General features: G+C 72.0%; 23 protein-coding genes. 11 read left to right on the top strand and 12 right to left on the bottom strand.

The annotated features are described in order from the left end of the window. The 4 genes from DEP02_RS08210 to DEP02_RS08225 all read left to right on the top strand — a co-directional run. Positions 1–465 (top strand): FAD:protein FMN transferase (locus DEP02_RS08210; protein ID WP_198668345.1); only part of this gene is annotated, 465 nt, incomplete at its 5' end. Next, on the top strand, positions 465–1,151 hold the full coding sequence (locus DEP02_RS08215) for a ferric reductase-like transmembrane domain-containing protein (protein WP_112466690.1): 687 nt from the start codon (positions 465–467) through the stop codon (positions 1,149–1,151). The genes DEP02_RS08210 and DEP02_RS08215, both read left to right, overlap by 1 nt. Beyond that, positions 1,148–2,491: an NADH-ubiquinone oxidoreductase-F iron-sulfur binding region domain-containing protein gene (locus DEP02_RS08220; protein WP_112466691.1), complete on the top strand. Its 1,344-nt coding sequence runs from the start codon at positions 1,148–1,150 to the stop codon at positions 2,489–2,491. The genes DEP02_RS08215 and DEP02_RS08220 overlap by 4 nt, the downstream gene beginning before the upstream one ends. Continuing rightward, complete coding sequence (locus DEP02_RS08225; protein WP_112466692.1) at positions 2,488–2,700, top strand: ferredoxin; 213 nt, start codon at positions 2,488–2,490, stop codon at positions 2,698–2,700. The genes DEP02_RS08220 and DEP02_RS08225 overlap by 4 nt, the downstream gene beginning before the upstream one ends. Before the next feature lie 234 nt (positions 2,701–2,934). Here DEP02_RS08225 and DEP02_RS08230 read toward each other — a convergent pair whose 3' ends face one another. The 5 genes from DEP02_RS08230 to DEP02_RS08250 all read right to left on the bottom strand — a co-directional run bounded on the left by DEP02_RS08230 (position 2,935) and on the right by DEP02_RS08250 (position 5,815). Beyond that, positions 2,935–4,260 carry a hypothetical protein gene (locus tag DEP02_RS08230; RefSeq protein WP_112466693.1) on the bottom strand — a complete coding sequence of 442 codons (1,326 nt, stop codon included), beginning with the start codon at positions 4,258–4,260 and terminating at the stop codon, positions 2,935–2,937. A gap of 6 nt (positions 4,261–4,266) precedes the next feature. Next, positions 4,267–4,599, bottom strand: coding sequence for a hypothetical protein (locus DEP02_RS08235; RefSeq protein ID WP_112466694.1), 333 nt, complete (start codon positions 4,597–4,599; stop codon positions 4,267–4,269). A 120-nt stretch (positions 4,600–4,719) separates the two neighbouring features. Further along, entirely contained in the window at positions 4,720–5,004 is a 285-nt protein-coding gene (locus DEP02_RS08240; protein WP_112466695.1) for an SHOCT domain-containing protein, read from the bottom strand. A 24-nt stretch (positions 5,005–5,028) separates the two neighbouring features. Next, complete coding sequence (locus DEP02_RS08245) at positions 5,029–5,493, bottom strand: DUF6325 family protein (protein ID WP_198668346.1); 465 nt, start codon at positions 5,491–5,493, stop codon at positions 5,029–5,031. Between the two features lie 94 nt (positions 5,494–5,587). Continuing rightward, on the bottom strand, positions 5,588–5,815 hold the full coding sequence (locus DEP02_RS08250; RefSeq protein ID WP_332871934.1) for a hypothetical protein: 228 nt from the start codon (positions 5,813–5,815) through the stop codon (positions 5,588–5,590). Between the two features lie 266 nt (positions 5,816–6,081). Between DEP02_RS08250 and DEP02_RS08255 the strand changes: the two genes are divergently transcribed. Beyond that, the gene (locus DEP02_RS08255) at positions 6,082–6,450 is read left to right on the top strand and encodes a hypothetical protein (protein WP_232839013.1); all 369 of its coding nucleotides are present in this window, start codon (positions 6,082–6,084) and stop codon (positions 6,448–6,450) included. Positions 6,451–6,558: 108 nt separating this feature from the next. Here DEP02_RS08255 and DEP02_RS08260 read toward each other — a convergent pair whose 3' ends face one another. The 5 genes from DEP02_RS08260 to DEP02_RS08280 all read right to left on the bottom strand — a co-directional run bounded on the left by DEP02_RS08260 (position 6,559) and on the right by DEP02_RS08280 (position 11,181). Continuing rightward, positions 6,559–8,061, bottom strand: a complete 1,503-nt coding sequence (locus DEP02_RS08260; RefSeq protein WP_112466696.1) for a HAMP domain-containing sensor histidine kinase — start codon at positions 8,059–8,061, stop codon at positions 6,559–6,561. Further along, the gene (locus DEP02_RS08265; protein ID WP_112466697.1) at positions 8,062–8,811 is read right to left on the bottom strand and encodes a response regulator transcription factor; all 750 of its coding nucleotides are present in this window, start codon (positions 8,809–8,811) and stop codon (positions 8,062–8,064) included. A gap of 273 nt (positions 8,812–9,084) precedes the next feature. Beyond that, a complete protein-coding gene (locus tag DEP02_RS08270; protein ID WP_112466698.1) occupies positions 9,085–9,735 on the bottom strand; it encodes an FMN reductase in 651 nt (216 codons plus the stop codon). Then, positions 9,732–10,832, bottom strand: a complete 1,101-nt coding sequence (locus DEP02_RS08275) for an LLM class flavin-dependent oxidoreductase (protein ID WP_112466699.1) — start codon at positions 10,830–10,832, stop codon at positions 9,732–9,734. Before DEP02_RS08275 ends, DEP02_RS08270 begins: the two co-directional genes overlap by 4 nt. Positions 10,833–10,974: 142 nt before the next feature. Next, positions 10,975–11,181, bottom strand: coding sequence for a hypothetical protein (locus DEP02_RS08280; RefSeq protein ID WP_112466700.1), 207 nt, complete (start codon positions 11,179–11,181; stop codon positions 10,975–10,977). A 123-nt stretch (positions 11,182–11,304) separates the two neighbouring features. Between DEP02_RS08280 and DEP02_RS08285 the strand changes: the two genes are divergently transcribed. Together DEP02_RS08285 and DEP02_RS08295 are read left to right on the top strand one after the other, a co-directional pair. Beyond that, complete coding sequence (locus DEP02_RS08285) at positions 11,305–11,643, top strand: YnfA family protein (RefSeq protein WP_112466714.1); 339 nt, start codon at positions 11,305–11,307, stop codon at positions 11,641–11,643. Between the two features lie 81 nt (positions 11,644–11,724). Beyond that, entirely contained in the window at positions 11,725–12,501 is a 777-nt protein-coding gene (locus DEP02_RS08295; protein WP_112466701.1) for an SDR family NAD(P)-dependent oxidoreductase, read from the top strand. Between the two features lie 10 nt (positions 12,502–12,511). On the opposite strand, the gene DEP02_RS08300 is transcribed toward DEP02_RS08295, so the two are convergent. Further along, complete coding sequence (locus tag DEP02_RS08300) at positions 12,512–13,705, bottom strand: RtcB family protein (protein ID WP_112466702.1); 1,194 nt, start codon at positions 13,703–13,705, stop codon at positions 12,512–12,514. Positions 13,706–13,900: 195 nt separating this feature from the next. Here DEP02_RS08300 and DEP02_RS08305 point away from each other — a divergent pair, with 195 nt between their 5' ends. From DEP02_RS08305 to DEP02_RS08315, 3 genes are all read left to right on the top strand, one after another. Continuing rightward, the gene (locus DEP02_RS08305; RefSeq protein WP_112466703.1) at positions 13,901–14,686 is read left to right on the top strand and encodes a DUF3558 domain-containing protein; all 786 of its coding nucleotides are present in this window, start codon (positions 13,901–13,903) and stop codon (positions 14,684–14,686) included. Between the two features lie 118 nt (positions 14,687–14,804). Beyond that, complete coding sequence (locus DEP02_RS08310) at positions 14,805–15,767, top strand: DUF3558 domain-containing protein (RefSeq protein WP_112466704.1); 963 nt, start codon at positions 14,805–14,807, stop codon at positions 15,765–15,767. A gap of 106 nt (positions 15,768–15,873) precedes the next feature. Continuing rightward, positions 15,874–17,169 carry a DUF2637 domain-containing protein gene (locus DEP02_RS08315; protein WP_232839014.1) on the top strand — a complete coding sequence of 432 codons (1,296 nt, stop codon included), beginning with the start codon at positions 15,874–15,876 and terminating at the stop codon, positions 17,167–17,169. A gap of 122 nt (positions 17,170–17,291) precedes the next feature. Here DEP02_RS08315 and lysS read toward each other — a convergent pair whose 3' ends face one another. Next, positions 17,292–19,034 carry a lysine--tRNA ligase gene (gene lysS / locus DEP02_RS08320; RefSeq protein WP_112466705.1) on the bottom strand — a complete coding sequence of 581 codons (1,743 nt, stop codon included), beginning with the start codon at positions 19,032–19,034 and terminating at the stop codon, positions 17,292–17,294. Between the two features lie 210 nt (positions 19,035–19,244). On the opposite strand from lysS, the gene argS reads away from it, so the two are divergent. Beyond that, a complete protein-coding gene (gene argS, locus DEP02_RS08325; RefSeq protein WP_112466706.1) occupies positions 19,245–21,008 on the top strand; it encodes an arginine--tRNA ligase in 1,764 nt (587 codons plus the stop codon). Positions 21,009–21,011: the final 3 nt, after the last annotated feature.

Genomic DNA, 21,011 nt, shown 5'->3' on the forward strand with positions numbered 1-21,011 from the left:
CGGCGCGCCGCCGCGGCCACCGGCCGCGGGATCCTGGTCGGCCTCGGCGGCGACCTGGCGACGGCCGGTCCGACGCCGGAGGGCGGCTGGCGGATCGCCCTGGCCGACGACCACGCCCGGCCCGCCGCCGGCTCCGGGCCGGGCGTCGCGGTGACCGGGGGAGCGCTGGCGACCTCCGGCATCCGGGTGCGTACCTGGCGGCGCGGCGGGCGCACCCTGCACCACATCGTCGACCCGGCCACGGGCGAACCGGCCGCGCCCGTGTGGCGCACCGTCACCGTCGCGGCCGCCACCTGCGTGGACGCCAACGCCGTCAGTACGGCGGCGATCGTGCTCGGCGACCGGGCCGTCGACCGGCTGCACGCCACCGGCCTGCCCGCCCGCCTGGTGCGCCTCGACGGCACCGTCGTACGCCTCGGCGGCTGGCCCCCCGACTCCGACGCTCCTGCCCCCGGAGGCCCGTGATGACGACCCTGGCCCTCACCGGCAGCCCCCTGTGGTACGCAAGCCGCGCGAGCGGCACCCTCGCCCTGGTCCTGCTCACCGCCACCGTGGTGCTCGGGATCGCCTCCGGCGGGCGTGCCGCGCCGCGCCGGATCGGCCGGTTCGAGATCGGGCTGCTGCACCGCGACCTGTCCCTGCTCACCCTGGTGTTCCTCGCCGTGCACGTGGTGACCGCGGTGCTCGACCCGTTCGTCCACCTCGGGTGGGCGGTGTCCGTGGTGCCGTTCGGGGCGTCCTACCGGCCGCTCTGGCTCGGGCTGGGCACGGCCGCGCTCGACCTGCTGCTGGCGGTGCTGCTCACCAGCGCCCTGCGGCTGCGCCTGGGCGTGCGCCGCTGGAAGGCCGTGCACTGGCTGGCGTACGCGGCCTGGCCGCTCGCCCTCTTCCACGGCGTGGGCACCGGCACCGACACCCGGCTCCCCCTCCAGCTGTGGCTCTACGCCGGATGCCTGGCGTCGGTGGTCGGTGCCGTGTGGTGGCGGCTGGCGAAGGCCGGGCCGGGCCGGGTCACCGGACGCCTGGTGGCCGCCATGGCCGCGACCGCCGTACCGGTGGTGCTGTCCGCGTTCCTCGCCGGCGGACCGCTCCAGCCCGGCTGGGCGCAGCGTGCCGCCACGACGGCGGCCCTGCTCGGAGGTGGACGATGAGCTCCTCGGCCACGGCGCCCTTCGCGCCCCACCACCTCGCGCCCGGACCGGGCGACGCCGCCGACGCCCGGCTGCTGGCGGGCTGGTACGCCACCGGGCAGCCGGCCACACTCGCCGATCACCTCGGGCGTCACGGGCCGCCCCCCGTCACCGCGGTGGCCGGCGGCCGTACCTCCCCGCCCCTGGTGGAGGCCGTCGAGGCGGCCGGGCTCACCGGACGTGGAGGCGCCGGGTTCCCGACCGTCCGCAAGCTGCGCGCCGTGGCGGGGCGCCGTGGCCGCGCCGTGGTCGTCGTCAACGCCATGGAGAGCGAACCGGCCAGCCGCAAGGACCGGTTCCTGCTCGCCGTCGCACCCCACCTCGTCCTCGACGGCGCCGTCCTGGCCGCGATCGCGACCGGCGCCGACACCGTCCACGTGTGCCTGCCCCGCGACCGCTCGGATCAGTACCGGCAGCTGAGTGCGGCCTTGGAGGAGCGCCGACGCGCCCGCCTCGATCCCGTACGGCTGCGCCTGCACGCCCTTCCGCACACCTACGTCTCCAGCGAGTCGACCTCCCTGGTCCGCTGGCTCAACGGGGGCCCGGCCCGCCCGCAGGGCAGCCCGCCGCGCACCCACGAACGCGGCGTCGCCCGGCGCCCCACGCTCGTCCACAACGCCGAGACCCTCGCCCACCTCGCCCTCATCGCCCGCCACGGCCCCGACTGGTTCCGGCAGGCGGGCACCCCGGACGAGCCCGGCACCACCCTCGTCACCGTCTCCGGCGCCGTCGCCGCCCCGGGTGTCCTGGAGGTCGCGCTCGGCACCCCCCTCACCACGCTCCTCGGCCGCGCCGGAGGTCCCACGGAACCCCTGCGGGCGGTCCTGCTCGGTGGTTTCGCCGGCACCTGGCTCCCCGACGCCCATACGCACACGCCCCTCACCCGGCGCGACCTGGCCCCCCTGGGTGCCGTACCCGGCGCGGGCGTGCTCGTCGCGCTCCCCCACACGGCCTGCGGGCCGACCGAGACGGCCCGGATGCTGGCCTACCTGGCCGCCCACAGCGCCCGCCAGTGCGGCCCCTGCCGTCTCGGACTGCCCGCCGTGGCCGAGGACTTCACCGCCCTGGCCGCCGGACGGGCCGACCCGGACCTGCTGTCCCGGCTGCACTGCCGGACCGGTCTGCTGCCGGACCGGGGCGCCTGCCGCCACCCCGACGGTGCCGCCCGCCTCGCCGCCTCCGCCCTGCGCGTCTTCGCCGACGACGTCGACCGGCACCTCACCCACGGCGGCTGCCCCGCGACACACCGGCCGCCCCGGATCCCCGTACCGCCCGCCACACCCCCGGAGACCTGGCGATGACCCGCACCCGGACCCTGCGCATCGACCGCATCACCTGCACCGGCCGGGGCCTGTGCGCCGAACTCCTCCCCGAACTGATCGACCTGGACGAATGGGGCTACCCCGTCCTGAAGGACCGGGCAGTGCCCGACCACCTGCGCACCCACGCCCGCCGAGCCGTCGCCGCCTGCCCCCGCCTGGCCCTCCACGCCGACCGGGGCCGACCATGACCAGCACGCGTGTACACCGTCCTGTACGACCCTGCCACCACTGCCCAGTGGCGCGATGTGAGGGAGGGAGGCCGGCTCCACGGTCGCCGGGGCGGCCTCCGGTGCGTCGGGATGTGGAGCGGGCGTTCCGGGTGAAGACCGCCGAGGGGATGGCCGGCGAGGACGCGGCGATCACGTGCGGCGTATCCCCGCTCGGAGCATGTGTCGAGTCCACGTCGTCGCACGCAGGGACCGTCACCGGACCGGTCCCTGAGCGGATGTGCTCGGTGCCGGCGGTGCGGGTGGCTCGGTGAGGAACTCCACCACCGCCATGGCGAACAACAGCACCAGGGCGATGGCGAGGACCACCCATCCGGTGGGATAGCTCCACAGGATGTACGTCACGACGGCCGCGGCGACGAGGACCCCGGTGATCCAGGCCCGGTGGCGGTGGACGAAGGGGCCTACCGGGCCCGTGCGGAAACCCGTGTGGTCCGCCGCGGCGCGTACCGCGTGGATGCCCGAGTTCCATGCGTCCCGTACGAAGGTCGCCCGCCGCCCCCGGCCGGTCAGCCAGGCGGCCAGCGCAATCACCACGGCGAGCGCCACGACGCTGCGTACGGCGGTGCGCAGGTAGCGGGTCAGGGTGTCGTAGACGGCCTCGGCGGCCGGGTGCGAGACGGTGGCCGGGAGGCCGTTCAGATAGACCTCGCGGAAGACGGTGAGGCCCAGGCCGAGCATCAGCATGGCGAACCCCACGCCGAGCACCGCGGCGACGAGGACCCGCCGGCGGTGAACGGCGAGCAGTACACCCGCGACCACGAGCAGTACCGCGAGCACCGGCAGCCAGAACCCCGCGATTCTGAGCAGCCGGAGGTAGGTCTTCAGTGTGCCGAGGTTGTCGGAGCGCAGGACGGTGAAGTCGGTGTGGACCTCCGGAATCCGTGCGGCGACCGTCATGCCGTCGTTGACGAGGCGCTGCTTGACCCGGTCCACGACGGGGGCCAGGTCGATGGTCACCGCCTGATTGGTGATCTTCACCGCGCCGCCGCTTCCGGTCAGCGCCTTGTCGACGGCCGTGTGGATCGCGCGGTTGGCGTCGACCCAGAAGCGCTGGAAGGCGTCGGAGGCGATGACGTCCTGAGCCTTGTTGTGGACGAAGCCGCGGACGGCGTCCTCCAAGGGGTTCGCCAGTCTGCCGAGCGCCTTCTCCAGCCGCGGCCTGTCCGCCGGGGCCACGTCCTCGAGCAGCGTCTTCAGGTCGATGTGCTGCATCAGCGCGTTGGTGACCCGGTTCGCCGCGGCCGCCTGGACGGCGGGGTCGGAGGCGAGGGGCGTGACCGTCGCGACGTACCGGTCGGTGTCGTCGACCTCGGCTGCCGCCCATGAGGCCACGGCGGCGAGCGGGGCGAGGATGCATGCGAGGACGATGACCAGCGCCGAGAAGAAGGACCTCCACCGGTGGTGCGCCACCCGTGCGGCCCGGCCGGCCTCCAACGCGGTGACACGGGCCCTCAGCTGCTCCAGTTCCGAGCGCTCGCCGCCCGCGCCGTCTTCTTCTGGGGGCTCATGGGGAGTCACGGCCGGTCAGCTCACGATGGAGAAGCTGCGCCACGGTGCCAGGGTGGGGGCCGCCTGGCTCGACATCTCCCTGTCGAGGTAGACGCCCTTTTCGCCCGCGGGCTCGGTGCAGTCGGTGGTCCGGTACAGCATGATGTTGCTCTGCGTACGGTTGGCGACGTGGGTGACCCCCTCACGGAAGCGGTGGCACCCGTGAACCGGCGGGTTCGAGATCGTCTCGACGACCTTGGTGCCGCTTCTCCCCTCGATCGTGCCTTGCGCATGCTCCTCGCAGGCCGTCAGCGCCATGCCGAGCATCGCGATGCCGGCGAGCGCGGCCAGCGGCCGTGGGACGGGCATCGGGCCTCCTGTACCGGGTGGGGGCTGGCTGGGACGGCGTCCTGACACCACTATCCACTGCCTCCGGCGGACACGCCTGACGAGTACGGCCGTTGCGGGGATCGTCGCCCGTGAGCTCCCTCAGGCGAGAACCCGGCGCTTCTGGGCCTCGAACTCCTCGTCGCTGAGCACCCCCTGCGCCTTGAGGTCGGCGAGTTGCTTCAGCTGGTCGATCTTGCTGGTCATGTCGTCGGCATCCGGCTGCGGTGCCGCCGCGGGAGGCGGGGCCTGCTGCTGCGCGAGTTGCTGTTCGTAGTCCTGCTGGGCCCATCGGCCCGCCTGCCTCCGCGAGACGCGGTTGGACACCGCGGTGGCCGTACCCGAAATCACCGCGGTGCGGGCGACACCGCGCAGAAGTCCCGGCATGTTCACTCATCTCCCTCGGCTTCTTCAAGCGGCCACGGGCCCGCTCGGCGGCGGTGTCGTCGTCTCGGTCGCGTCCAGGGACGCCAGCAGCGCGGGCACGGGAATGCGTCCGCTCGCCACCATCTGGGCCCCACCGCGCCTCAGCGCGCGGGCCAGCGGCGCGGCCCATACGTTCTCGTACACCAGGACCGCCGCGGAGTTGCCGGGCTCCAGCGCGGCGCCGGCCTCGTCCAGGTCGCTCTGGTCCAGCACTCCGGAGGAGGCCCCCTCGAACACCGTCAGGTCGATCTCGTCCCCGATCTCCCGCAGCTCCAGCGCCGCGACCGACCCGTCGGTGTCCTTGCGGACGAAGACGAGATCGATGATCCGGATGATGCCGCGCTCGACCAGGTCGATGAGCAGGGGGAAGCCCTCTCCTGTCATGCGGTTGCCGGGGAACTCGACGATCAGGTAGTCGACGGGCCCCATTTCCTGGAGGTCCTCAGTCATGGCCACTCCTCTGAGGTGGACGACCCCTCCCGTCATTCCAGCACCCGGCCCAAGGGTCTGCACTTCCGGCAGCGGCCGGACCCCGTGCCGGACCTCACGGCTGCGGGTCCGCCGCCGGGTGACCCTGCTGGGTGGGCAGGGTGGCAGGGCCGTCGAGTCGGTACTGCTCGGCCTGGACGAGGTACATGCGGCGGAAGAGGCCGGGACCGTCCGCGTCCGGCCGCATCAGCTCGTCGAACGCGCCGTGTTCGACGACCCGCCCGTGTTCGAGGACGTAGATCGTGTCGGCGTGGCGGACGCTGTGCAGACGGTGGGTGACCACCCGGTGCAACGCGTCCGGTACGCGGCCGGAAGCGGCAGGTGGGCGGGGTGTGGATGCGTCGGGGTGCGGTCCGGGGCATGAACGCGACGGCGGGCTTTCGGCGTGCGACCCCCTGTGCCGCCGCGCGCCCGCTCGTGCACCGGTGATCCACCGGGAGGCGCAATCGCGCGGACACGCCCGGCGACCGATCCGTCCGTTTCGCTTCCGGCAGCGACCCTACTTACTGTAGGGACTCGGCTCACCGTTCAACCGTCGACGGGGGAACCATGCAGGAGGCACGTTGTCCGCAGCCCGGTGTCTCGTCCGGCGAAGACGGCGGAGACACCAGGAGCAGCCGGGACAGCCGGGACAACGAGGACACCGAGGGCGGGCTCGGGCCGACCGTCGCGCTGCTCGTCGTCAGCCTCACGGCCGCCGCCGTCGGGGTGTATCTGCTGTCCGGTTTCGGGCTGCACAGTCTCAACCCGCGGCCGCGTCTGTTCCACGCCGGCTTCGCCACGGCGGGGGTGATCGTCGCCACCGTGGCGGCCGGGGCGGCGGTGGGGAACCTGGCCTGGCTGCTGACGGCGTCCCGCAGACGCGCGGCCACGGGCGCAGTGCCCTCCGACGCCGAGCGCACCTCCGCCGACGGTTGAGCCCTCCGCCACCGAGCGCCCCCGCCGACGGTTGAGCCCTCCGCCGGAGAACGCCCCCCACCGACAGCCAAACCCTCCGCCGGAGAGACCGGTGACCCGGACGGCGGGTCAGTCCTCCTGGCCGATGTCCCGGACCGTTCCCCGTGCCCCACTTCCAATCCCTCCGCCCCCGCCCCCACCCCCGTGCCGCCCCCGGTTCGCGCCGACCGTGAAGCCGATCACCGAGCCGCCGCCGGCGCGCCGGAAGGCGAACGGGGTGCCGCCGTGGGCCAGGGCCACCTCGCGCACGATGGACAGGCCGAGGCCGGAGCCGGGCTGGGAGCGGGCGTCGGCGGCGCGGTAGAAGCGGTCGAAGACACGTATCAGGTCGCCCGCGGCGATGCCGGGCCCGCGGTCGAGGACCTCCACGCGGACCGTGCCGGGCCGGGCGGGTCCGATGACGGCGATCTCGATGGGCGCCGTACCGTCCTGGTCGAACTTGACGGCGTTCTCCACGAGGTTGGAGACGGCCCGCTGGAGCATGCCCGGCCGGCCCTTGGCCGTCGTGTCGCCGTTCGCGCGGACCACGATGTCGCGTCCGCTGCGCCGGCGGGCCACACCCGCCACGTCCTCGGCGAGGTCGGCGAGGTCGACCCGCTGCGGCGGCTCGGTGTCCGACTGGCCGGCCGCGAGGTCGACCAGCTCGTTGACCAGGTCGGTGAGTTCGCGGGCCTCCTCGGTGAGGTCGGCGACCAGGTCCTCACGGGTGGCGGGCGGCAGTTCCTCGATGCGGCGCAGCAGGGAGATGTTCGTCCGCAGGGAGGTCAGCGGCGTACGGAGCTCGTGGCCCGCGTCCTGGACCAGGCGGCGCTGGTCCTCCTCGGACTGGGCGAGCCGTCCCAGCATGCGGTCGAAGGAGCGGCCGAGGCGGCCCACCTCGTCGTAGCCGGTGACGGGCACCTCGATGCCGAGCCGGCGGGTGCGGGCGACGTTCTCGGCGGCGGAGGTGAGGATCACCAGCCGGCGTGTGATGCGGCGGGCCAGCCACCAGCCGCACAGACCGGCCGCGACCACCACGGCCCCCATCAGGATCAGCGTGCGCTGCTGCAGCGCCCGCAGCAGGTCCTCGGTGTCGCTGAACTCCTGGGCGACCTGCACGGCTCCCCGGCCGCGGCCCAGGGCGACGGTCGCGATACGGAACACGCCGCCGGAGACGACGACGTCCTCGTGCTCTGCGGTCCTTCCGGCCGTGACGGAGGCAGCCACGGCCTTGTCCCGGGCGGTGACGGGCAGTTCGGGGCTGCCGTGGTCGACGATCTCCCCGCCCGCGCCGAGCACCTGCACATTGGTGCGGCTGGGCCGGACCAGCTCGTGGCCGGGCCGGGAGGAGACGAAGTCCGCGGGTGTCAGGTCGTAGCGCCGTACCTCGTTGCGCACGTCCTGCACGACCTGTGTGAACACCGACTGCTGGTCCACCCGCACCAGACGGGCCGCGGAGTTGTACGACAGGATGCCGACGAGGACCGTGACGGCGGCGGTCACCGCGGCGAACGTCACCGCGAACGTGGTCCGCAGCGACGACAGCCGGGGCCGGGGCCGCGGTCGCGCCGGCAGCCGCGCGAGGCGGCCCACTCAGTCCTCCCGCAGCACGTAACCCACGCCGCGCACGGTGTGGATCAGCTGCGGCGCGTCCGGCTCGTCGAGCTTGCGGCGCAGATAGCCGACGTACACGGCGAGGTTCTTGGAGCCGGGGCCGAAGTCGTAGCCCCAGATGCGGTCGTAGATGGTGGAGTGGTCCAGCACGATCCCGGCGTTGCGGACCAGCAGCTCCAGCAGTTCGAACTCGGTGCGGGTCAGCTCCAGCTCCCGCGTGCCCCGCCACACCCGGCGGGCCTGCAGGTCCATGCGGATCCCGGCCGCCTCGATCTGCCGCTCGAAGACCTGCGGCTCCTTCACCCGTACGTCACCGGAGGCGGGGGCGGAGGCGGCGCCGCCCGCCGTGCCGGACGTGCCGCCGGCGTCGACCGGGCTGGTGCGGCGCAGCAGGGCGCGCAGCCGGGCGAACACCTCCTCGACGTCGAACGGCTTGACGACGTAGTCGTCGGCGCCGGCGTCCAGTCCGGCGATCCGGTCGGCGGTCTCCACCAGGGCGGTGAGCATGAGGATCGGCGTGCGATCGCCCTCGGCGCGCAGCACGCGGCAGACCTGGAGCCCGTCGATGCCCGGCATCATCACGTCGAGGAGGAGGATGTCCGGCGGGTTCCTGTGCGCCTGCGCGAGCGCCTCGACGCCGTCGGCGACCGCCGTCACCTCGTAGCCCTCCAGCGTCAGGGCGCGTTCGAGGGCGTGGCGGATGGCTCGGTCGTCTTCGGCGAGCAGCACGGTCTGAGGCACCCGTCCAGTCTGCCAAGGCCACGGGGCCCCGGCCGGGGCGAGCGGGGCGGCGGTCACCCTTTTTACCCGCCTTTCACCGTCGGCCGGGGTGCCCGCCCGGCCGACGGCCAGTCGTGCCTCCCCCAAGCTCTTCGAGCAGGGGGGGGACCCCCAGGGCGATGGGCGCCCTGCTCGTTCAGGGCTCGGAGGAGGGTGGGCGCGGCCGGCACCCCGCCGGCACCGGTCCACGCACCCCCGGCCCGCACGAGCACCGGGCACCCGTCACCCCCGCAGCGCGGCCAGTTGCTCCTCGAACGGCACCACCGTGAAGCCGCCGTCCTTCCCGGGCCCGGCCTGCTCCGCCTCGCGCCCCGCCCCACGCCCTGCCTCACGCCCTGCCGACAGCCCCGTCATCAGCGCCGCCAGCTCCCCCGCGGCCCGCTCGATCCGCCCGGGCAGCCCCTCGGCGCCCCAGTCCTCCGAGGCGGTGTAGACGCCGGTCGGCACGACCACGGCCTTCAGATACGCGAAGAGCGGACGCAGGGCATGGTCGAGGACCAGGGAGTGCCGGGCGGTGCCGCCGGTCGCGGCGATCAGCACCGGCTTGCCGGCCAGCGCGTCCTGGTCCCGGACGCCGAGCACGTCGAAGAAGGACTTGAACAGCCCGCTGTACGACGCCGAGAACACCGGGGTGACGACGATCAGCCCGTCCGCCTCCGCCACCGCGTCCAACGCGGACGCGAGGTCCGGACCGGGGAAGCCACTCGCGAAGTTGTGCGCGATCTCGACGGCGAGATCGCGCAGCTCGATCACCCGTACGTCCACCCGTACGTCCGCCGGGGCGCGCTCGGCGGTCGCGGCCGCCAGCCGGTCGGCCAGCAGCCGGGTGGAGGACGGGACGCTCAGCCCCGCCGAGACGACGACGAGCTTCATACGGCACTCACTTCTTCCTCGGCGCCCGCCCGGTCGGCGAGCAGGGATGTGTGGGTCGGCGCGTCCGGCACACCGGCCGGACGCCCCTTGGCGAACTCCTCGCGCAGCACCGGCACGACCTCCTCGCCGAGCAGGTCGATCTGCTCCAGGACGGTCTTCAGCGGCAGGCCCGCGTGGTCGATCAGGAACAGCTGGCGCTGGTAGTCGCCGGCGTAGTCGCGGAAGGCCAGTGTCTTCTCGATGACCTGCTGCGGGGAGCCGACGGTCAGCGGGGTCTGGGCGGTGAACTCCTCCAGGGAGGGCCCGTGCCCGTAGACGGGGGCGACGTCGAAGTACGGCCGGAACTCGCGCACCGCGTCCTGCGAGTTCTTCCGCATGAACACCTGGCCGCCGAGCCCGACGACCGCCTGCTCGGGCGTGCCGTGCCCGTAGTGGGCGTACCGGGTCCGGTACAGCTCGACCATCCGCTTGGTGTGGTCGGCCGGCCAGAAGATGTTGTTGTGGAAGAAGCCGTCGCCGTAGTACGCGGCCTGCTCGGCGATCTCCGGGGAGCGGATGGAGCCGTGCCAGACGAACGGCGGTACGCCGTCCAGCGGGCGGGGCGTGGAGGTGAAGCCCTGCAGCGGCGTGCGGAACTTGCCCTCCCAGTCGACGACGTCCTCGCGCCACAGCCGGTGCAGCAGGGCGTAGTTCTCGATGGCGAGGTTGATGCCCTGCCGGATGTCCTGCCCGAACCAGGGGTAGACCGGCCCGGTGTTGCCGCGCCCCATCATCAGGTCCACCCGGCCGTCGGCGAGGTGCTGGAGCATCGCGTAGTCCTCGGCGATCTTCACCGGGTCGTTGGTGGTGATCAGGGTGGTGGAGGTGGACAGGATCAGCCGCTCGGTCCGGGCGGCTATGTACCCGAGCATGGTGGTCGGCGACGACGGCACGAACGGCGGGTTGTGGTGCTCGCCGGTCGCGAAGACGTCCAGTCCGACCTCCTCGGCCTTCAGCGCGACGGCGACCATGGCCTTGATCCGCTCACGCTCGGTCGGCGTACGGCCCGTGGTGGGGTCCGGCGTGACATCGCCGACGCTGAAGATCCCGAACTGCATGGTCGCTCATCCTCCAGGTTGTTGATGCTTCAACTATACGCACCCAACGATCCTCGTCCCGCAAGTATTCCGACCCGGCCCCGCACGGCGGCCGAGGTGTGCCAGACGTCGTCCCGGCACGCCTCGGTCCTTGTCCGGGTCGCTACCCGAGGGGAAAGGACGTCACGACCCAGCCGGCCCCCACGAGGGCGGCGAACACCCCGCCCAGCCGAATGGTTCCGGTGGTGGCGTATCCGGGGTTCATGAACGACGTGAAGAAGGCGTGGATCCGAGTCGCGGTCTTCCCGATGTCTCCGACGAGGCAGACACCGAAGGCGATCAGGAGGATCCCGGCGATCAGGCTGAACACATGCGGTCCTTTCCGGCTTCCACCGAGTGAACCGTTTTCCGGTCCGCGTCGCTGCGGAGCACGGAGACGTCCCCCATGCCGACCGCCGTCATCCAAGCAGAAGCCGCGTGCGAGGCTTCCCCCATGCTGATCCTCCGCTCCGCCGCCCTCTTCGTCGTCGCCGCGCTCTTCGAGATCGGCGGCGCCTGGCTGGTCTGGCAGGGCGTGCGCGAGCAGCGCGGCTGGCTGTGGGCCCTCGGCGGCGTCCTCGCGCTCGGGACGTACGGCTTCGTCGCCACCCTGCAGCCGGACGCCCACTTCGGCCGTGTCCTCGCCGCGTACGGCGGGATCTTCGTCGCCGGTTCGATCCTGTGGGGCGTGGTCGCCGACGGATACCGGCCGGACCGCTGGGACGTGACCGGCGCGCTGGTCTGCCTGGCCGGAATGGCCGTGATCATGTGGGCGCCACGGAGCGGCGGCTGAGGTTCCCCTACGCTGAGCACAGCCGACCGCACCGACCGCCGCCCCGCCGCCCCGCCGCCCCGCCGCCCCGAGGATCAGCCCATGGCCACCGCCGTCCCGCCCGCCGCCTCCCGCATCGCCGTCGTGACCGGGGCGAGCAGCGGCATCGGCGCCGCCACGGCCCGCCGGCTCGCCGCCGCCGGCTACCGCGTCGTCCTGACCGCCCGCCGCGAGGACCGTATCGAGGCGCTCGCCGAGGAGATCGACGCGGCCGGCCACTCCGCCACGGCCTACCGCCTAGACGTCACCGACCGCGCGGCCGTGGACGAGTTCGCCACGGCCTTCCGGACCATCGGCGTCCTGGTCAACAACGCGGGCGGCGCACTCGGCGCCGACCCGGTCGCCACCGGCGACCCGGCCGACTGGCGCACGATGTACGAGACGAACGTCCTCGGCACCCTCAACCTCACCCAGGCCCTCCTGCCCAAGCTGGAGGCGAGCGGCGACGGCACGGTGGTCGTGGTCTCCTCCACCGCCGGCCACGGCACCTACGAGGGCGGCGCGGGCTACGTCGCCGCCAAGCACGGCGCCCACGTCCTCGCCGAGACCCTCCGCCTGGAGATCGTCGGCAGGCCGGTCCGCGTCATCGAGATCGCTCCCGGCATGGTCAGGACGGACGAATTCGCCCTGACCCGCTTCGGCGGCGACGAGGAGAAGGCGGCCGAGGTCTACGAGGGCGTCGCCGAGCCCCTCACGGCCGACGACGTGGCCGACACCATCACCTGGGCGGTCACCCGCCCCAGCCACGTCAACATCGACCTCCTGATCGTCCGCCCCCGCGCCCAGGCCTCCAACACCAAGGTCCACCGGGAGCGGTGAGCGCCTGCCGTCAGCCCTTCACGCACACCACCTGCTTGAGCTTCGCCACGACCTCGACCAGGTCCCGCTGCTGGTCGATGACCTGCTCGATGTTCTTGTAGGCACCCGGGATCTCGTCGACCACGCCGGAGTCCTTGCGGCACTCCACGCCCCGCGTCTGCTCTTCCAGGTCCTTCGTGGAGAAGCGGCGCTTGGCGGCGTTGCGGCTCATGCGCCGACCGGCGCCGTGCGAGGCCGAGTTGAAGGACTTCTCGTTGCCGAGGCCCCTCACGATGTACGAGCCCGTGCCCATCGAACCGGGGATGATCCCGTACTCGCCGGAGCCCGCGTGGATCGCGCCCTTGCGGGTGACGAGCAGGTCCATGCCGTCGTAGCGCTCCTCGGCCACGTAGTTGTGGTGGCAGGAGATCTCCGGCTCGAAGGTGGGCTTCGCCTTCTTGAACTCCTTGCGGACCACGTCCTTCAGGAGCGCCATCATGATCGTGCGGTTGTACTTGGCGTACTCCTGCGCCCAGAACAGGTCGTTGCGGTACGCCGCCATCTGCGGCGTGTCCGACACGAAGACGGCGAGATCCCGGTCGACCAGGTCCTGGTTGTGCGGGAGCTTCTGGGCGACGCCGATGTGGTGCTCGGCCAACTCCTTGCCGATGTTGCGGGAGCCGGAGTGAAGCATGAGCCACACCGAACCGGACACTTCTACGCAAATTTCCACAAAGTGGTTTCCGCTGCCCAGCGTGCCCATCTGCCTCACAGCCCGCTCCTCGCGGAACTTCACCGCCTCCGCCACCCCGTCGAACCGCCCCCAGAAGTCGTCCCACCCGGCCGTCGCCAGCCCGTGGAACCGCCCCGGATCGACGGGATCGTCATGCATCCCCCGCCCCACCGGAATCGCCTGCTCGATCTTCGAGCGGAGGCGGGACAGGTCACCGGGGAGGTCGTTCGCCGTCAGGGACGTCCTCACCGCCGACATCCCGCAGCCGATGTCCACCCCCACCGCCGCCGGGCACACCGCGCCCCGCATGGCGATGACGGACCCGACCGTCGCGCCCTTGCCGTAGTGGACGTCCGGCATGACCGCGAGGCCCTTGATCCAGGGGAGGGTCGCGACGTTCCGGAGCTGCTGCATCGCGGCGCCCTCGACCGTCGCGGGGTCGGTCCACATGCGGATCGGGACCTTCGCGCCCGGCACCTCTACGTACGACATACCGACCCCATTCCCGAAAAGAAGACAGAAGCGTGAAAACGCAATACCGGCGCCAAGGTCGGCGAAACAGGACAGCGGACCGGCGGCCACGGCATCGCGTGCGATAGACATTGTGTTCCGGACGCGCCCCCGCCCGGCAAGCGAATAACCAGCGGGGGCCTCGGACCGACCGACATCCGTGAGAGGAGCCCGACCGTGCTGCGGAAGGCGTACGTACCCGGCGCTGCCGCGCTTCTCGCGGCGCTGCTGGCCGGCTGCACCGGCGGTTCGCCGGGCAACGGCCAGACGGACAACGCCAACCCCGCCGGCGACGGTACGGCGGCACCGGCGGCCCAGCCGGGCAAGTACCGCACGCTTCCCGAGGCCTGCGGCGCGGTCTCCCCCAAGGCCCTGGACTCGCTGCTGCCCGGTATCACGCAGATCATGGACGTGGACCAGCGGGACAAGGCCTACGAGGGCCGGGCGACCCTCACCTACGACACCGACCGCAGGACCGGCTGCCGTTGGAAGGTGGAGTCCGCGGACGCCACCGACCACCTCTACGTCGACTTCGAGCGGGTCGTCTCCTACGACAACACCGTCAGCGACGACAGCCGGGCGGAGTCGGTCTTCGCCACCAGGCAGGCGGCCGCGGACCTGCCCGCGTCCGCCGCCACCGCGAGCTCCGACGCCAACTCCGTTTCCGGCAGCCCCTCTTCCTCCTCTTCCTCCTCGTCCTCCGCCGGTGTCACGCCGACCGACCTGCGGCCCCGCACCCTGAGCGACCTCGGCGACGAGGCGTTCCTCGACGACTCGCTCAGCAGCTCCGGTTCGACGGCCCAGCAGCGCACCGTGACTGTGGCGTTCCGCACGTCCAACGTGATCGTGACCATCGAGTACGCGGAGCAGCCGGCAGACGTCGGCATGGTCCCGGACAGCGAGGAAATGCAGGACAGGGCAAGGAAACTGGCGGAGCAGCTGGCCGATTCACTGAGTGGCTGACCTGTCCCGTCCGGCACTTGGCGCCGGGGCGCAGAGCGCGGGAAGGCAAACCGCACGGCTCTCCCACCGCGTACCGTGGCCCCTCGGACCCGATCCGACCGCAGGAACCACGAGCGTCATGAGTGAAGGAACCATGCAGCGAGCAGCCCAGCGAGAAGAGCGTGCCCCGGGGGTACCTCCCACGCCGTTCAGGCAGTGGGGGAATGCCCCGCGAGCCCCGCGAGCGAAGCGTCTGAACCGCGTCCTTGTCTGCGCGGTCGCCGCCCCCATGGTGTTCCTGGCCGCCGCCTGCTCCTCCTCCGACTCCGACCCCGGCTCCGGTGACGGCGCGCAGCAGAGCGCGCCGGGCGACGCGCAGGGCTCCGCGAGCGCGAGCCCCTCGCCGACGGTGCGGGCGGCCGCGTACGCCAAGTTGCCGCAGGCGTGCAAGGTCCTGTCGGGCAAGGTGCTCGGCGAGCTGGTGCCCGAGGGCGTGAAGTCGGCCAAGGAGGGCACCTCGAGCGACCTGTCCACGCGTGCCAGCTGCTCCTGGAGCAGTCTGGACAACAACGGCGTGAAGGGTTCTCAGTACCGCTGGCTCAACGTCTCCCTGCTGCGCTTCGAGTCCGACGTCTCGCGCGGCACGGGCGAGGAGCAGGCGCAGGAGTTCTACCAGAAGCAGGTGCGCGACGCGCAGGCCGTGCCGGACGCGAAGAACACGAAGGCGGAGCCGGTCGCCGGGACGGGCGACGAGGCCACCGTGGTGCGCTACGACCTGAAGAAGAAGGAAGGCGCCTTCAAGCAGCAGACGGTCGTGGCCCGGGTGGAGAACGTGGTCGTCACCCTCGACTACAACGGTGCCGGTCTGGCCGGTGACAGGACCCCGGACGCGAACGCCCTGACCAAGTCCGCCGAGAAGGCCGCCAAGGAGGCGGTGGCCGCGGTGGCGACGGCGAACGGGGCGGACGGAGGGGCCGGCGGCGGCTCGGCGCCGAGCGCTTCCTCGTCTCCCTCGGCCTCCAAGTCCCCCGGGAAACCGGCGTCTCCGTCGGACTCGGCGTCGGCGTCGGCCTCGGCGTCCGAGTCGGCCGCGAAGGGCTGAGCCGGGGCAGGGACGCAAAAGCGGAGCAACTGGTCCGGCCCTCCGTCCCTCGCACGGATGTGCCACCCTGTTGCGCGCAACAACACGCACAGGGAGGGGAGTACGGGTGGCCGCGCCACAGCTGACCCGGATGCACCGCGTTCTCATCGGCGTGGTCGTGGCAGGCGCCGTGATCATCGCCGGTATCGGCTTCGCCGGTTCGTACGCGGCCGTCCGCGAGCTCGCCGTCAAGAAGGGCTTCGGGAACTTCAGTTATGTCTTCCCGATCGGCATCGACGCGGGCATCTGCGTCCTGCTCGCCCTGGACCTGCTCCTGACCTGGATCCGTATCCCGTTCCCGCTGCTGCGCCAGACGGCGTGGCTGCTGACGGCGGCGACGATCGCGTTCAACGGCGCCGCCGCCTGGCCGGACCCGCTGGGCGTGGGCATGCACGGGGTGATCCCGGTGCTGTTCGTGGTCTCCGTCGAGGCGGCCCGGCACGCGATCGGCCGGATCGCCGACATCACGGCCGACAAGCACATGGAGGGCGTCCGCCTCACCCGCTGGTTGCTCTCCCCGGTCCCCACCTTCCTCCTCTGGCGCCGGATGAAGCTGTGGGAGCTGCGCTCCTACGACCAGGTGATCAAGCTGGAGCAGGAACGTCTCGTCTACCAGGCCCGCCTGCGCTCCCGCTTCGGCCGCGCCTGGCGCCGCAAGGCCCCGGTGGAGTCCCTGATGCCGCTGCGCCTGGCCAAGTACGGCGTCCCCCTCGCCGACACCGCCCCGGCGGGCCTGGCGGCGGCGGGCATAGAACCGGCGCTGATACCCCCGGCACCGCGTGCCGAGGCCCCCGCCCCGCAGAGCGCGGTGCCGCCCGGCGCGCAGCGCCCGGAACTCACCGGCAACCCGCAGGGCGCGGAGTTCGCCGGCAGCCGGCAGGGCCCGGAACCAGTGCCGCACGAGGAGCCCGCCCCGGACCAGAACCTCTGGCTGCACGCCCGCGACCCGCAGTCCGTCGAGTACCACGGGGGCTACGACCCCACGTACGACCCGGACACCGCGTACGCCCAGTGGTACGCGGAGCAGCAGCAGGCCGAGCAGTACCAGGACCAGTACCAGGAGGAGCCCCCCGTCCAGGAGCCCTCTCCGGAGGAGACCGGCAGCTTCCCGATCCCGGTGAGCCCGGGCCGCACCCGCGAGCTGGGCGAGGGCGGCGGCTCCCCGGCCGCCGAGCCGGACGAGGAGGAGTACTACCAGGTGTTCCGCCAGTCGATAGACGGCAGCTACCCCACGCCCCGTGTCCTCGGCGACAACATCCAGGCGACCTACGGCACGACGCTGAGCCCGAGCGCCCTGAAGGACCTCTCGGAACGCTTCCAGAAGCGCCACTTGGCGGAACTGGAGGAGGACCACATCGCCTAGCCACGACGACGGAGGGGGCGCCCGGTGGTTCCACCGGGCGCCCCCTTTGCCGTCTTGCCGTCGAACCGGACGGAACCGGATGGAACCGGACGCGGTCCGCTCCCCCGGTCCACTCCCCCGGGCTACTCCCCGAGCAGGGCCCGCACCCGCTCCTGCCCCACCGCCAGCAGCAGCGTGGGCAGGCGCGGACCGGTGTCACGCCCCACCAGCAGGTGGTACAGCAGCGCGAAGAACGACCGCTGGGCGGTCTTGATCTCCGGCGGCAGCTCCTTGGGCGTGGCGTCGGCGGAGAACCCGGCCTGGACCTTGGGCACTCCGTAGACGAGGTGGGTGAGCCCGTCGAGCGACCAGTTCTCGGCCAGCCCGTCGAGCAGCAGCCGGATCGACTGCCGGGAGGGCTCGTCGAGGGACTTCAGCAGGTCGGTGTCGGGCTCGTCGCGGACGATGGTGCGCTGGTCGGCGGGGACGTAGGTGTTGATCCACGCCTCGGCCTTGTCGTACCGCGGGCGGGCCTCGTCGAGCGAGGTGAGCGGGTTGGCCGGGTCGAGCTCGCTGAGGATGCGCAGCGCCTGGTCCTGGTGGCCGGCGGTGATGTCGGCGACGGACGCGAGCGTGCGGTACGGCAGCGGGCGCGGCGTCCTCGGCAGCTCACCGGCGGCGGTGCCGACCGCGCGCGTGTACGCGGCGACGTCACCGGGCAGCGCGGTGCCCTCGGCGACCTTGGCGGCGAGCCTGTCCCACTCGTCGTACAGGCGCTGGATCTCCTGGTCGAAGGCGATCTTGAAGGACTGGTTGGGCCTGCGGCGGGCGTACAGCCAGCGCAGGAGCTGCGGCGCCATGATCTTCAGCGCGTCGGCCGGGGTGGGGACCCCGCCCCGGGAGGACGACATCTTCGCCATCCCGGAGATGCCGACGAAGGCGTACATCGGCCCGATGGGCTGCTTGCCGCCGAAGATCCCGACGATCTGCCCGCCGACCTGGAACGACGACCCGGGCGAGGAGTGGTCGACGCCACTGGGCTCGAAGACGACGCCCTCGTACGCCCACCGCATCGGCCAGTCGACCTTCCAGACCAGCTTGCCGCGGTTGAACTCGTTGAGCCGGACGGTCTCCGAGAAGCCGCACGCGGTGCAGGCGTAGGTCAGTTCGGTGGAGTCGTCGTCGTAGGCGGTGACGGTGGTGAAGTCCTTCTCGCAGTTGCCGCAGTACGGCTTGTACGGGAAGTATCCGGCGGAGCCGGAGCTGCCGTCGTCCTCAGAGGCGGCGCCCGAGCCCTCCTCGGCCTGCAGTTCGGCCTCGTCGACGGGCTTCTGCTGCTGCTTCTTGGCGGGCTTGGGCTTGGTGCGGTACTGGGCGAGGATCGCGTCGATCTCGCCGCGGTGCCTCATCGCGTGCAGGATCTGCTCGCGGTACACACCGGAGGTGTACTGCTCGGTCTGGCTGATGCCGTCGAACTCCACGCCCAGCTCGGCGAGCGCGTCGGTCATGGCGGCCTTGAAGTGCTCGGCCCAGTTGGGGTGTGCCGAGCCCTTGGGGGCCGGGACGGAGGTCAGCGGCTTGCCGATGTGCTCGGCCCACGTCTCGTCGATGCCGGTGATGCCGGCCGGGACCTTGCGGTAGCGGTCGTAGTCGTCCCAGGAGATCAGGTGCCGTACCTCGTACCCCCGGCGGCGGATCTCGTCGGCGACGAGGTGCGGGGTCATGACCTCGCGCAGGTTGCCCAGGTGGATGGGGCCGGACGGCGACAGGCCGGACGCGACGACGACGGGTTTGCCCGGGGCCCGACGCTCCGACTCCTCGATGACGTCGTCCGCGAAACGGGAGACCCAGTCGGTGGTCTCGGTGCTCTGAGCCACGATCGGCACGTCCTTCTTTCTCCTCGGGCAGCCGGTACGGTCACACGGCTGACCGCTTCATTGTCCCAGGCGGGTGGGCATCCACGAAAACGCCTTTTCACCGGGTCGGACGGGCCTCGGCGCCCCGGCGTCCACCCGCGGACCGGAAAATTCGTTTTGCCCCGCGTGGAATACTGGGTCTGTCTATCCATCCCCACGAGGAGAACGGCACCCACTCCTATGGCCTCGGTCACGTCCCTCACGTCCGCCGTCCACCAGCGCCTCGCGTCCGCCCTCTCGGCCACCCTGCCGGAGAGCGCCGGCGCGGACCCGCTGCTGCGACGCAGCGACCGGGCGGACTTCCAGGCCAACGGGATCCTAGCGCTGGCGAAGAAGGCCAAGGCGAACCCGCGGGAGCTGGCGACGCGGGTCGTCGGACAGGTGGTCACCGGTGACGTGATCAAGGACGTCGAGGTCTCCGGGCCCGGCTTCCTCAACATCACGGTCACCGACCGGGCGATCACGGAGAACCTGGCCGCACGGGTGGCCGACCCGGAGGACCGGCTGGGCGTGCCGTACGCGGAGCGCCCGGGCACGACGGTGATCGACTACGCCCAGCCGAACGTGGCCAAGGAGATGCACGTCGGCCATCTGCGGTCCGCGGTGATCGGCGACTCCGTCGTCCAACTCCTGGAGTTCACCGGCGAGAACGTGGTCCGGCGGCACCACATCGGCGACTGGGGCACCCAGTTCGGCATGCTCATCCAGTACCTGGACGAGCACCCGCACGAGCTGGACCACAAGGCCGGAGCGGTGACCGGCGAGGAGGCGATGTCGAACCTCGACCGCCTCTACAAGGCCGCGCGGGGGCTGTTCGACTCCGACGAGGAGTTCAAGACGCGGGCGCGGCGCCGGGTGGTGGACCTGCAGGCCGGGGACCCGCACACGGTGGCCGTGTGGCAGAAGTTCGTGGACGAGTCGAAGATCTACTTCTTCTCCGTCTTCGAGAAGCTGGACATGGAGGTCCGGGACCCGGACATCGTCGGCGAGTCCGGCTACAACGACATGCTGGCCGAGACCTGCCGCCTGCTGGAGGAGTCGGGCGTCGCGGTCCGCTCCGAGGGCGCCCTGTGCGTCTTCTTCGACGACATCAAGGGCCCGGACGGCAACCCGGTCCCGCTGATCGTCCAGAAGTCCGACGGCGGCTACGGCTACGCGGCCACCGACCTCTCCGCGATCCGCGACCGCGTCTTCAACCTCAAGGCGAACAACCTGCTGTACGTGGTGGACGCCCGTCAGTCCCTGCACTTCAAGATGGTCTTCGAGACCGCCCGGCGGGCCGGCTGGCTGAACGAGGACGTGACGGCGTACCAGCTGGCCTTCGGCACGGTGCTGGGCAAGGACGGCAAGCCGTTCAAGACCCGGGAGGGCGAGACCGTCCGCCTGGTGGACCTCCTCGACGAGGCGATCGAGCGCGCCTCCACGGTCGTCCGGGAGAAGGCGCAGGACCTCTCCGAGGAGGAGATCGCCGAGCGGGGCACCCAGGTGGGCATCGGCGCGGTGAAGTACGCGGACCTGTCGACGTCGGCGAACCGGGACTACAAGTTCGACCTGGACCAGATGGTCTCGCTCAACGGCGACACGTCCGTCTACCTGCAGTACGCCTACGCCCGGATCCAGTCCATCCTCCGCAAGGCCGGCGAGACCCGCCCGGCCGCCCACCCGGACCTGGAGCTGGCGGAGACGGAGCGGGCGCTCGGCCTGCACGTGGACGCCTTCGCGGAGACGGTTCGGGAGGCGGCGACGGAGTACGCCCCGCACAAGCTGGCGGCGTACCTGTACCAGCTGGCCTCCTTCTACACGTCCTTCTACGACAAGTGCCCGGTGCTGAAGGCCGAGACCCCGCAGCAGGTCGAGAACCGCCTGTTCCTGTGCGAGGTGACGGCCCGCACCCTTCACCGGGGCATGGCCCTGCTGGGCATCCGGACGCCCGAGCGACTCTGACCT

Origin of the sequence: Streptomyces triticisoli (assembly GCF_003270085.1) — a bacterium.
Lineage (GTDB): Bacteria > Actinomycetota > Actinomycetes > Streptomycetales > Streptomycetaceae > Streptomyces > Streptomyces triticisoli.